The 12,563-nt window shown below is 62.3% G+C and carries 7 protein-coding genes; 5 read left to right on the top strand and 2 right to left on the bottom strand.

The window, feature by feature from the left end:
* Positions 1-2 precede the first annotated feature (2 nt).
* Positions 3-872, top strand: a complete 870-nt coding sequence (olsB, locus tag FN060_RS13245) for a l-ornithine N(alpha)-acyltransferase (protein ID WP_142588544.1) — start codon at positions 3-5, stop codon at positions 870-872.
* A gap of 3 nt (positions 873-875) precedes the next feature.
* Here the strand turns inward: olsB and FN060_RS13240 are convergent, their stop codons facing one another.
* Positions 876-3,161, bottom strand: coding sequence for an NADP-dependent malic enzyme (locus tag FN060_RS13240; RefSeq protein WP_142588543.1), 2,286 nt, complete (start codon positions 3,159-3,161; stop codon positions 876-878).
* Positions 3,162-3,359: 198 nt separating this feature from the next.
* Here FN060_RS13240 and mutS point away from each other — a divergent pair, with 198 nt between their 5' ends.
* The 3 genes from mutS to murJ all read left to right on the top strand — a co-directional run bounded on the left by mutS (position 3,360) and on the right by murJ (position 10,535).
* Positions 3,360-6,011, top strand: coding sequence for a DNA mismatch repair protein MutS (gene mutS / locus FN060_RS13235; protein ID WP_142588650.1), 2,652 nt, complete (start codon positions 3,360-3,362; stop codon positions 6,009-6,011).
* A gap of 115 nt (positions 6,012-6,126) precedes the next feature.
* A complete protein-coding gene (locus tag FN060_RS13230) occupies positions 6,127-8,967 on the top strand; it encodes a [protein-PII] uridylyltransferase (protein WP_142588542.1) in 2,841 nt (946 codons plus the stop codon).
* Entirely contained in the window at positions 8,964-10,535 is a 1,572-nt protein-coding gene (murJ, locus tag FN060_RS13225; RefSeq protein ID WP_142588541.1) for a murein biosynthesis integral membrane protein MurJ, read from the top strand. Before FN060_RS13230 ends, murJ begins: the two co-directional genes overlap by 4 nt.
* A 3-nt stretch (positions 10,536-10,538) precedes the next feature.
* On the opposite strand, the gene FN060_RS13220 is transcribed toward murJ, so the two are convergent.
* Entirely contained in the window at positions 10,539-10,973 is a 435-nt protein-coding gene (locus FN060_RS13220; protein ID WP_077547446.1) for a YcbK family protein, read from the bottom strand.
* Positions 10,974-11,432: 459 nt separating this feature from the next.
* Between FN060_RS13220 and trpS the strand changes: the two genes are divergently transcribed.
* The gene (gene trpS / locus FN060_RS13215; protein WP_077547447.1) at positions 11,433-12,497 is read left to right on the top strand and encodes a tryptophan--tRNA ligase; all 1,065 of its coding nucleotides are present in this window, start codon (positions 11,433-11,435) and stop codon (positions 12,495-12,497) included.
* Positions 12,498-12,563 lie beyond the last annotated feature (66 nt).

Genomic DNA, 12,563 nt, shown 5'->3' with positions numbered 1-12,563 from the left:
CCATGGCGCTAGACCTTCTGAAGCATGACGTGAACGCGAACCCCAGCCAGACTTTGGTTCAGCAGCCGGCCGATGAGATCCTTGGACGGATCGGCAGCCTGGAAACGCGGCTTGCGCGGACGGCGCGTGAAGTGGATGCGGCACAGGCCGTCCGCTACCGCGTCTTCGTGGAAGAGATGAAGGCACAACTGCCCCCGGAGGCGATGCGCCTTCGCCGTGACGTCGATTCCTTCGATGCCATCTGCGACCACCTCCTCGTCATCGATCGCGCCATCAAAGGTGAGATCGAGGATCAGATCGTCGGCACTTACCGCCTGTTGCGCCATCAGGTGGCCATGTCCCATGGCGGCTTCTACAGCGCCTCGGAGTTCGAGATCGAGCCGTTGCTTGCGCGTCATCCCGACAAGCTGTTCATGGAACTGGGTCGCTCCTGCGTCCTGCCGGCCTATCGGACGAAGCGGACAGTAGAACTCCTCTGGCAGGGCAACTGGGCCTATGCGCTGAAGCACGGCATGGCTGCCATGTTCGGCTGCGCCTCCTTTCCAGGGATCCATCCGGAGGAGCATGCCCTGGCGCTGTCTTTCCTCCAGCACAATGTGGGTGCGAAGGGCGAATGGGCCGTAGCGGCGCGCCCGGACCTGCGCCGGGAGATGGACCTCGTGCCGCCTGAAGGGATAGACACGCGCAAGGCGCTGGCGGCCATGCCGCCGCTGATCAAGGGCTATCTTCGCCTCGGCGCCATGATTGGCGACGGCGCGGTGGTGGACGCGGCTTTCAACACGACCGATGTGCTGGTCGTGTTGCCGATTTCCGCGATCTCGAACCGCTACATCAACTATTATGGCGCCGATGCCGGACGTTTTGCCAGCTGACCGCTAACTTCCCGCGTTGTAGGCGGCGATCGCCGCCATGTTCACGATGTCGGAATCCTTGGCGCCCATCGACGTGATCTGCACCGATTTGTCGAGCCCGACCAGAAGCGGTCCGATCACGGTCGCCGCGCCCAGTTCCGCCAGCATGCGTGTCGAGATGGATGCCGAATGGATGGCCGGCATCACCAGGACATTGGCCGTGCCGGAGAGGCGGCAGAAGGGATACTGCTCCATCCGCTGCGGGTTGAGTGCGATGTCGGCGGCCATCTCGCCATCATACTCGAAGTCGACACGGCGACGGTCGAGGATCTTGACCGCCTCCCGCACACGCTCGGAACGTTCCCCCGTCGGCTGGCCGAAGGTAGAATAGGCGAGCAGGGCCACGCGCGGCTCGTAGCCCATGCGGCGCGCGACCCGGGCAGCTTCCACGGCGATGTCGGCGAGCTCTTCTGCCGTCGGCATATCGTGAACCGCCGTATCTGCGACGAAGACGGTCCGGCCACGGGACAGGGCAAGTGACACGCCGATGACGCGGTGGCCCGGCTTGGTGTCGATGCAGCGGCGAATGTCCTGCAGCGCCGTCGCGTAGTTCCGGGTCGTGCCTGTGACCATCGCATCCGCGTCGCCGACTGCCACCATGGTCGCGGCAAAGTGGTTTCGGTCGTTGTGGATCAGGCGCTGCACGTCCCGCAACAGGAAGCCCTTCCGCTGCAGGCGCTCATAAAGATGATCGATATAGGCATCTACGCGCGTCGAGATGCGTGCGTTGACGATCTCGATGTTCGGCCGTTCGAGGTCGATCCCTGCCTTTTCCGCGGTCGTGCGGATGACGTCGTCGCGACCGAGCAGGATGGCGGTGCCGAGCTGGTGATGGGCGAAAGAGACTGCGGCCCGCATCACCTGCTCCTCCTCGGCCTCGGCGAAGACGACGCGCTTGGGGAAGCGCCGCACGCGCTCGTAGATGCCCTGGGTCGTCGCCGCTATCGGGTCGCGCCGTGCCGATAGTTCCCGCGCATAGGCGGCAAGATCGGGAATATTCCCCTGTGCGACGCCGCTCTCCATTGCTGCTTCCGCAACCGCGACCGGAATGGCGGAAATCAGCCGCGGATCGAATGGCACGGGGATGATGTACTGTGATCCGAATATCGGCCGGTTGCCCTGGTAGGCAGCCGCGACATCATCCGGCACGTCCTCGCGCGCCAGGTTCGCCAGCGCCCGCACGGCGGCGATCTTCATTGCATCGTTGATTTGTGTCGCCCGCACGTCCAGCGCACCACGGAAGATATAGGGGAACCCGAGGACGTTGTTGACCTGGTTCGGATAGTCGGACCGGCCGGTCGCCATGATTGCGTCGTCGCGGATGCGGGCCACTTCCTCCGGCGTGATCTCCGGGTCGGGATTGGCCATGGCGAAGATGATCGGCCTGTCGGCCATCGAACGGATCATCTCCTCGGAGAAGGCGCCCTTCTGCGAAAGCCCGAACACGACATCCGCACCGTCCATCGCCTCCGCCAGCGTCCGCTTGTCCGTCTTGGCGGCATGAGCGGATTTCCACTGGTTCATTCCCTCGGCGCGGCCCTGGTAGATGACCCCCTTGGTGTCGCAGAGGATGATGTTGTCCGCGTTGAAGCCCATGGCCTTGATGAGCTCGACGCAGGCGATCGCGGCAGCACCGGCGCCGTTGCAGACGAGTCGGGTATTTTTGAGGTCCCGCCCAGTCAGTTCCAGGGCATTGACCAGGCCGGCGGCAGCAATGATCGCGGTCCCGTGCTGGTCGTCATGGAAGACGGGAATGTCCATCATCTCGCGCAGGCGGCTCTCGATGATGAAGCATTCGGGCGCCTTGATGTCCTCGAGATTGATGCCTCCGAAGGAGGGGCCGAGGAAGCGGACGCAGTTGACGAACTCGTCGACATTCTCCGTATCGACTTCGAGGTCGATGGAATCGACATCGGCGAAGCGCTTGAAGAGGACGGCCTTCCCTTCCATGACAGGCTTCGACGCCAGCGCGCCGAGATTGCCAAGGCCCAGGATCGCCGTGCCGTTGGAGATCACCGCCACCATGTTGCCACGGGTGGTATAGTCGTAGGCGGTGGCGGGATCGGCGGCGATTGCCTTGACCGGCACCGCGACACCGGGGGAGTAGGCCAGAGATAGATCCCGCTGCGTCGCCATCGGCTTGGTCGGGTTGATTTCCAGCTTGCCGGGCCGGCCCTCGGCATGAAAGGCGAGCGCTTCGCTTTCCGTGACGGATGTGCGCGTTCGGGCGGCCTTCTCGTTCACTGGCATTCCTCCTCCCAGCTTCCTGTGGGCAGCCGTTCTTCTGGCTGCTGCGGCTGTTGTCTTTCCGGGGCCAACATCGATAGTGTCGGCAATTCCCCTGCGCAACAAAAAACCGGTTCCGTGACGCAATTTGAAAGATTCTCCATCGACGCGCTGACCACGGCTGAGCTGGCCACGGCAGAAAGCCGCGCATCGGCAACGCCGATGATGGAGCAGTATATCGAGATCAAGGCGAACAACCCGGATTCGCTCCTCTTCTACCGGATGGGAGACTTCTACGAACTCTTTTTCGAAGATGCGGTGGAGGCGTCCCGGGCGCTGGGGATCACCCTGACCCGACGCGGACAGCACATGGGCCAGGACATCCCGATGTGCGGCGTTCCCATCCACGCCGCCGACGACTACCTGCAGAAGCTCATTTCGCTCGGCTTCCGGGTGGCGGTGTGCGAGCAGGTCGAGGATCCGGCAGAGGCGAAGAAGCGCGGTTCGAAATCGGTGGTGAAGCGCGACGTCGTCCGGCTCGTGACGCCGGGAACGCTGACCGAGGAAAAGCTGCTTTCTCCCTCGGAACCAAACTACCTGATGGCGCTCGCACGTATTCGTGGCGGAGCCGATCCTCAGCTGGCGCTAGCCTGGATCGACATCTCGACCGGCGTCTTCCGGCTCGCCGAGACCGATCAGTCGCGACTTCTCGCCGACATCCTGCGGATCGATCCACGCGAACTGATCGTGCCGGACACCATGTTCCACGATGCCGAACTGAAGCCTGTGTTCGATGTTCTGGGCAAGGTTGCGGTCCCGCAGCCGAGCGTTCTCTTCGACAGCGCCAGCGCCGAAGGGCGCATTGCCCGCTATTTCAGTGTGGCCACCCTTGACGGTTTCGGCAGCTTTTCACGGGCAGAAATGGCGGCGGCTGCGGCCGCGGTCGCCTATGTGGAGAAGACGCAGATATCCGAGCGGCCACCACTTGGCATCCCCGAGCGCGAGAGCGCCGCCTCGACGCTCTTCATAGACCCGGCCACCCGCGGCAATCTTGAACTGACGCGGACCCTGTCCGGTGACCGGGACGGCACCTTGCTAAAGGCTATCGACCGGACAGTGACCGGCGGCGGTGCCCGCCTGCTCGCCGAGCGACTGATGTCGCCGTTGACCGACCCGCTGCAGATCAACCGCCGGCTGGATTCGATCTCCTTCCTGATCGACGAGCCGTCGCTCTGCTCCGAGCTCCGGGCGGCGTTGAAGCATGTGCCGGACATGCCGCGGGCCCTTTCGCGCCTTGCGCTCGATCGAGGGGGCCCACGTGACTTGGGCGCTATACGTCGCGGCCTCGAGGTGTCTCGTGCCGTCGCATCCTTCCTCGAGAAATCGATGCTGCCGGAGGAACTAGCTACAGCGCTGGAGGATCTTCGCTCCCTCCCGCCAAGCCTGGAGCCGCGGCTCGCGGAGATGCTGGCCGATGACCTGCCGCTCCTGAAGCGCGACGGCGGCTTCCTGCGCGAAGGCGCCGATACCGAACTCGACGAGGTCCGCGCCCTGCGCGACCAGTCCCGGCGCGTGATTGCGGGACTGCAATTGCAGTACGCCGAGGAAACCGGCATCCGGTCCCTGAAGATCAAGCACAACAACGTGCTGGGTTATTTCATCGAGGTCACTGCGGGCAGTGTCGGTCCGATGACTGACGGTCCGGAGGCGAAGGCCCGCTTCATCCATCGCCAGACGATGGCGAATGCGATGCGGTTCACCACGACGGAACTCGCAGATCTCGAAAGCCGGATCGCCAACGCCGCCGATCGTGCGCTGGCGATCGAACTGGCCGCTTTCGACCGTATGGTCGAGGCGATCATCGGTGAGGCCGAGGCCGTCAAGAAGGGCGCGCGTGCGATCGCCGTCATCGACGTGGCAGCGGCTCTCGCCCTGCTCGCGGAAGAATGGAGCTATCGCCGGCCGACGGTGGACGACTCTCGCATGTTCGCGATCGAAGGCGGCCGCCATCCGGTCGTGGAGCAGGCGCTGCGGCGGCAGTCGGAAGGCCCCTTCATTGCCAATGACTGCGATCTCTCGCCTTCGCAGGACGGGGAGTTCGGGGCTCTCTGGCTGCTGACGGGCCCCAACATGGGGGGCAAGTCGACATTTCTTCGGCAAAATGCGCTGATCGCTATCCTCGCCCAGATGGGATCCTTTGTTCCGGCGTCGTCCGCGCATATCGGGGTGGTCGACAGGCTGTTTTCCCGCGTCGGAGCCTCCGACGATCTCGCCCGGGGCCGGTCCACCTTCATGGTGGAGATGGTCGAGACGGCTGCCATCCTCAACCAGGCGACCGATCGCTCGCTGGTCATTCTCGATGAAATCGGCCGGGGCACGGCTACCTTCGACGGTCTCTCCATTGCCTGGGCGGCGGTCGAGCATCTGCATGAGATCAACCGATGCCGCGGGCTCTTCGCTACCCATTTCCATGAGCTGACGGTTCTGTCGGAGAAGCTGAACCGGCTTTCAAACGCCACCATGCGGGTCAAGGAATGGGATGGAGAAGTGGTCTTTCTCCATGAAGTCGGACCGGGTGCCGCAGACCGCTCCTATGGGATCCAGGTCGCCCGTCTTGCCGGCCTGCCCGCCTCCGTGGTCGCGCGGGCAAGGGACGTGCTGACGAAGCTGGAGGATTCCGACCGAAAGAACCCGGCGAGCCAGCTAATCGATGACCTGCCGCTGTTTCAGGTGGCCGTCCGGCGCGAGGAACAGCGGAGGGCCGGGCCATCGAAGGTGGAAGAAGCCTTGAAGGCGATCAATCCGGACGACATGACACCACGCGAGGCGCTTGAGGCGCTTTATGCGCTGCGCAAGCAACTGCCGCGCGACTGAGGAATGCCAGTCATTCTCCGGCACACGAAGTGTGAACGGCGAATGATGATTAGTATTGGCCAGTCCGCAGCGGAGCGGATATAGGCTCCATTCAGGCCGGCATCAGCGGGATAAAATGGTTCAGGACGCGATCGATCTCTCCGATATCCTCGACGTGGAAGCGCTGCGGGCAGATTGTCTTGCGGCTCTGCAGGACGAAGGCAAGTCGGCACTGGATCGGCGCGCTGCGGTGCTTGCGGTGTTGAGGAGTGCCAGCACCGAGGGCCGAAAGAAGATCCGCCGGCTGCTGGACGAGGATGGCGGTGGTCTCGCCTGCGCCCAGCGCCTTTCATGGCTGCAGGACCAGGTGATCCAGGTCCTGCATGTGGCGGTGGCAGAGACCCTCCAACCGGAGGCAAGCAGCATCGCGGTCGCGGCTGTCGGCGGATATGGCCGTGACACCCTGGCGCCCGGTTCGGATATCGACCTGCTCTTCCTGCTGCCTGCAAAGAACTCCGACGCCATGCGGAAGGCGATTGAATTCTTGCTCTATGTCCTCTGGGACATGGGCTTCAAGGTCGGCCATGCAACCCGCACGGTGGAGGAGTGCATCCAGCTTTCCAAGACGGACATGACGATCCGCACGGCGATCCTCGAAAGCCGCTATGTCTGCGGCGCCGAGGCGCTGGTGGCGGAGCTGGAGAAGCGGTTCGACGCGGAGATCGTCGCCGGAACGGGTGAGGAGTTCGTCGCCGCCAAGCTCGCGGAACGCGACCTGCGCCACCAGAAGGCCGGCGATACCCGCTATCTCGTGGAGCCGAACGTCAAGGAAGGCAAGGGCGGTCTGAGAGACCTCCATACGCTCTTCTGGATCGCCAAATACTACTACCGCATCCGCAACGCGCAGGAACTGATCAAGCTGGGCGTCCTCTCTCGCCATGAATGGAAGGTCTTCCAGAAGTCAGAAGACTTCCTTTGGGCTGTTCGCTGCCACATGCACTTTTTGACAGGCAAGGCGGAGGAGCGGCTGTCCTTCGACATCCAGCGCGAGATCGCCGAAAGTCTCGGCTATCATTCGCGGCCAGGCCTTTCTGCCGTCGAGCGCTTCATGAAGCACTACTTCCTGGTGGCAAAGGACGTCGGCGACCTGACCCGGATTTTTTGCGCGGCGCTTGAGGACGAGCAGGCAAAGGAAGCGCCTGGCCTGAAGCGGGTGATCTCGCGCTTCACCAAGCGTGTGCACAAGATTCCCGGAACCGTGGAGTTCGTCCAGGATCGCGGCAGGATCACCCTGGTTGATCCCGATGTCTTCAAGCGCGATCCCGTCAACATCATCCGCTTTTTTCACGTTGCCGACATCCATGGGCTTGAGTTTCACCCGGATGCATTGAAACGCGTTACCCGTTCGCTCTCCCTCATCGGCAACGAGGTGAGGGAGGATGAGGAGGCCAATCGCCTCTTCATTTCGATGCTGACGTCTCGCCGGCAACCTGCGCTAATGCTGCGCCGCATGAACGAGGCCGGCGTGCTGGGGCGGTTCATCCCCGATTTCGGTCGCATCGTCTCGATGATGCAGTTCAACATGTATCACCACTATACGGTGGATGAGCATCTGATCCGTTCTGTCGATGCTCTGTCGGAGGTCGACAATGGCAGGGCGGCGGATATCCATCCGCTTGCCAACAAGCTGATGCCCTCAGTCGAGGAGCGGGAGGCTCTCTACGTCGCTGTCCTGCTTCACGACATCGCCAAGGGGCGCCAGGAGGATCATTCCGTTGCAGGCGCCCGCATCGCCCGCAAGCTCTGCCCCCGCTTTGGCCTCAACACCAAGCAGACGGAGCTGGTCGCGTGGCTGATCGAGGAGCATCTGCTGATGTCGATGACAGCCCAGACCCGCGACCTCCACGACCGCAAGACGATCACGGACTTCGCCGAGAAGGTCCAGTCCATGGACCGGTTGAAGCTTCTGCTGATCCTGACGATCTGCGACATCCGTGCGGTCGGCCCGGGTGTCTGGAACGGCTGGAAGGGGCAATTGCTGCGCACGCTCTACTACGAAACCGAGCTTCTCCTTTCCGGCGGCTTCTCGGAACTTTCGCGCAAGGAGCGCGCCCAGCAGGCCGAGCAGGAGCTCTACGACGCACTTGCTGACTGGAACCAGAAGGACCGGCGGGTCTATTCGCGGCTGCATTATCCGCCCTACCTTCTGTCGGTGCCGCTGGAAGACCAGGTTCGCCATACCCGCTTCATAGGGGAGGCCGATCAGAAGCGGCAGGCACTGGCGACCACGGTCCGGACCCATTCCTTCCACGCCATCACCGAGATCACCATTCTTGCACCGGACCACCCCCGGCTGCTTTCCGTCATCGCAGGGGCCTGCTCCGCAGCCGGAGCCAATATTGCCGACGCACAGATCTTCACGACGTCCGATGGGCGCGCGCTCGACACGATCCTCATCAATCGAGAGTTCCCAGTCGATGAAGACGAGCTTCGCCGGGCGGCCACGATCGGGCGGATGATCGAGGACGTGCTTTCGGGGAAGAAGCGGTTGCCGGAAGTGATCGCTACGCGCGCGAAGGCGAAGCGACGCAACAAGATGTTCGACATCCCGCCCTCGGTGATCATATCCAACGGCCTGTCGAACAAGTTCACCGTCGTGGAGGTCGAGTGCCTCGACCGTCCGGGGCTTCTGGCGGAAATCACCGCTGTTCTCGCTGACCTGTCGCTCGACATCCACTCGGCGCGTATCACCACCTTTGGCGAGAAGGTGATCGATACATTCTACGTGACCGACCTGCTTGGTACGAAGATCACCAACGAGAACCGGCAGGGCAATATTTCAGCGCGTCTGAAGGCAGTGATGGCCGAGCAGGAGGACGAACTGCGGAGCGGCATGCCCTCCGGAATCATCGCGCCGGCTCCCATGCCCGCCCGGCGGGTCCAGGCCGCTCCGCGTCGACCAAAGGCCGACGCATGAGCCTCGTCCGCAAGTTCGCAACGGTCGGTGGTGCAACCCTCGGCAGCCGTATCTTCGGCTTTGCCCGGGAAACGATGATGGCGGCCGCGCTCGGCACCGGCCCGATGGCGGACGTCTTCTACGCGGCATTTCGTTTTCCCAACCTCTTCCGGCGGTTGTTTGCCGAGGGAGCGTTCAACGCCGCTTTCGTGCCGCTCTTTTCCAAGGAGATCGAGACGCACGGGGTGGAAGGCGCCAAGCGGTTCTCGGAGGAGGTGTTCGGCGTCCTGTTCTCGGCCCTGCTGCTGATCACCATTGCCATGGAACTGGCCATGCCCTGGCTGGTGGATTGGATCATCGCTCCGGGCTTTGCCGGTGACGCGGAGAAATCGGCGCTCACGGTCCGGCTGGCAGCCGTGATGTTCCCCTATCTCATGTGCATGTCGCTGACGGCGATGATGAGCGGCATGCTGAATTCGCTGCATCATTTCTTTGCCGCCGCGATCGCGCCGGTCTTCCTCAACGTGGTGATGATCGCAGCGCTCGCCTATGCATGGTGGAGCGGTGCCGATCCTCTGGCGACTGCCTGGTATCTCTCCTGGAGTGTCCTCGTCGCGGGTGTGCTCCAGCTTTCCGTGGTCTACTTCGGTGTTCGTCACGCGGGCATCAGCATCGGATTTCGTCGCCCGCGCATGACGCCCAACGTCAAGCGACTTCTGGTTCTTGCCGTGCCTGCGGCGATTACCGGCGGGATCACGCAGATCAACCAGATCATCGGCCAGGCAATCGCATCCGGCAAGGAAGGGGCGATCGCCGCGCTTCAATACGCCGACCGCATCTATCAGTTGCCGCTGGGCGTGGTCGGCGTGGCGGTGGGTGTGGTCCTGCTGCCGGAACTGTCGCGGGCGCTGAAGGCCGGCCACATGAAGGAGGCAGCCGGCATTCAAAATCGGTCGCTCGAGTTCGTTCTGTTCATGACCCTGCCGGCCGCTGCGGGGCTCTGGGTTCTGTCCGAACCGATCATCCGCGTGCTCTACGAGCGGGGTGCCTTTTCTGCAGAGAACACAACGGTGGTGGCCTCCATCCTGGCCATCTACGGCATAGGGCTTCCGGGTTTCGTGATGATCAAGGCGCTCCAGCCGGGATTTTATGCGCGCGAGGATACCCGCACGCCCATGCGGTTCACGATCATCTCGGTGATTGTCAATTCAGGGCTCGCAATCACGCTTTTCCCGATCCTGGCGGAGCGTGGCATTGCCACCGCAGAGGCTGCGGCAGGCTGGATCAACACGATCCTGCTGTTCTCCACCCTGCTCTGGAGAGGGGATCTCGTTTGGGAATGGGCGCTCCTGCGTCGAACGCTGTTGCTCATCGTGTCCGCGGGCGTGATGGCTGCAACACTGATCTATGCGCTGCCATATGCGTCGCCTTGGCTCTTGCCGCAGGTGCCGCTTCTGCAGCAGATCGCAGCACTTGCCGCACTGATCGGGCTAGCGGTCGCGGTCTATTTCCCGGTCGCCTTCCTCATCGGCGGTGCCGAAATCGGCATGATCCGCAGGAACCTCAGGCGAACGCGCCAGAAGGGATAGCGGTCACTTCCGACGTCCGCAGTGAGCCCAGCGGCGCTTGGGCCCGATGTCCACGTGCACGAGCCCATTGCAATATCGGCCGATGCCGCCGATGCCTGGGGCACTGGCAGCGACGGCCAGGATCTTCTTCTCCGACACCCCGGGGACGCGAATGTCTGCGGCGTAGCAGTTGCTATGCTGCGAGCGGCCGGAGCGTGGGCGGTGGCCGGACGTGACGACCGGCCTCTTGCCCGTGTGGACCGCGATATGGGCCAGGATGGCCTTCAGCTTGGATGGGAAGCAACTGGTCCTGACGCTGACCCGCTGGACCGTATAGGCAGCCGTGTAATCGTGCTTGAAGATATTGCCGCGGCGCTTCTGTGAGTTGTCGGCTTCAGCAACACCGCTCAGGCCGACCGAGAGTAGAGAGGCAAGCGCGACACGAAGAACAATGCGCATGGTATCCCCCTATGGCTGGCTCAAAATCATCTTGAGCCTTCTTAGGTGAGCGGAAAATGGTTCCAGAAAGTGTCGCAAATATGAAGGAATATTCCGCTGACGTTGATGGTATCAATTGCTAAATCGAGTGCTTGCGCGCGACGCCGCTTTGGCGGCGGGAGAAAATTTTCGAAAGGCAAAAGGAATCAGTGCTCAAGGCGACGCATCGGAAGCTATGCAAAATTGACACAAGCAAGACAGAATCCGCTAAAAAATTCGGCGGAATTCGGCGAGGCCGCCGGTTTTTGAGCAACTCATGACGAGGCGGAGAGGCGAGTATGTGGCAAAAATGAGGCAGGAACTTGTCCCGCTGGCTCTTCGCGATCTACTTGATCGGTGGGGCAGGGAAGTGCATAAGCCCGACCGTTAGCAACATGGCCCACCGGGCCTGGGGCCCTCCACCAGCCTATTGAGGACAAGATGAATACCTTCCAGCCGCTCGTGTTTTCCGGCGTGCAGCCGACAGGCAACCTGCATCTCGGCAATTACCTCGGGGCCATCCGGAAATTCGTGGCTCTGCAGGAGAACAACGACTGCATTTATTGCGTCGTCGATTTGCACGCGATCACCGCGCAGTTGGTTCATGATGATCTGCGCAATCAGATTCGCTCTATCGCGGCCGCGTTCATCGCATCCGGTGTCGATCCCGTGAAGCATATTGTCTTCAACCAGTCGGCAGTGCCGCAGCATGCGGAACTGGCATGGATATTCAACTGTGTCGCCCGTATCGGCTGGATGAACCGCATGACACAGTTCAAGGACAAGGCCGGCAAGGACCGTGAGAATGCCTCCCTTGGCCTCCTTGCCTATCCGAGCCTGATGGCGGCCGACATCCTTGTCTACCGTGCCACGCACGTGCCGGTGGGCGATGACCAGAAGCAGCATCTCGAACTGGCGCGGGATATCGCTCAGAAGTTCAACATCGATTTTCAGGACAAGATCCGCGCAGCCGGCACCGGCGTCGACATGGTCGTCGGCGAGGAGCCTATCCATGGATATTTCCCGCTGGTGGAGCCCCTGATCGAAGGTCCGGCGCCCCGCGTCATGTCGCTGAAGGACGGTACGAAGAAGATGTCCAAGTCCGATCCGTCGGACCTTTCGCGCATCAACCTCATGGACGACGCCGACGCGATCCTGAAAAAGATCCGCAAGGCGAAGACCGATCCCGATTCGCTGCCCTCGGAGGTTGACGGCCTTAAAGGTCGCCCTGAAGCGGACAATCTTGTCGGGATCTATGCGGCACTGGCGGACCGCAAGAAGGAAGACGTGCTGAAGGAGTTTGGCGGACAGCAGTTCTCGGCGTTCAAGCCGGCCCTTGCCGATCTCGCGGTCCACGTCCTCTCGCCGATTACCGGCGAGATGCGGCGGCTGATGGACGACACCACGCACATTGATGCTATCCTTCGCGACGGTGGTGAACGGGCCCGGGCGCGGGCGTCGAAGGTGATGGGCGACGTTTTCGACATCATAGGCTTCCTGCGCTGAGCGTGCGGCTTCGTCGCAATCGCCACAGTTTTATTTTCGTCGCGTTGGTATAAATTCCGCGGCTCG

Source organism: Pseudorhizobium halotolerans (assembly GCF_902153235.2).
GTDB classification, from domain to species: domain Bacteria; phylum Pseudomonadota; class Alphaproteobacteria; order Rhizobiales; family Rhizobiaceae; genus Neorhizobium; species Neorhizobium flavum.
The sequence above is the reverse complement of the archived record's forward strand: the minus strand, read 5'-3'. Positions and strand labels throughout refer to the sequence as shown.

What these genes read in the sequence shown, in the direction of transcription:
- olsB (WP_142588544.1), top strand. Translation starts at nt 3, where the DNA reads ATGGCGCTAGACCTTCTGAAGCATGACGTGAACGCGAACCCCAGCCAG.
- FN060_RS13240 (WP_142588543.1), bottom strand. Translation starts at nt 3,161, where the DNA reads ATGCCAGTGAACGAGAAGGCCGCCCGAACGCGCACATCCGTCACGGAA.
- mutS (WP_142588650.1), top strand. Translation starts at nt 3,360, where the DNA reads ATGATGGAGCAGTATATCGAGATCAAGGCGAACAACCCGGATTCGCTC.
- FN060_RS13230 (WP_142588542.1), top strand. Translation starts at nt 6,127, where the DNA reads ATGGTTCAGGACGCGATCGATCTCTCCGATATCCTCGACGTGGAAGCG.
- murJ (WP_142588541.1), top strand. Translation starts at nt 8,964, where the DNA reads ATGAGCCTCGTCCGCAAGTTCGCAACGGTCGGTGGTGCAACCCTCGGC.
- FN060_RS13220 (WP_077547446.1), bottom strand. Translation starts at nt 10,973, where the DNA reads ATGCGCATTGTTCTTCGTGTCGCGCTTGCCTCTCTACTCTCGGTCGGC.
- trpS (WP_077547447.1), top strand. Translation starts at nt 11,433, where the DNA reads ATGAATACCTTCCAGCCGCTCGTGTTTTCCGGCGTGCAGCCGACAGGC.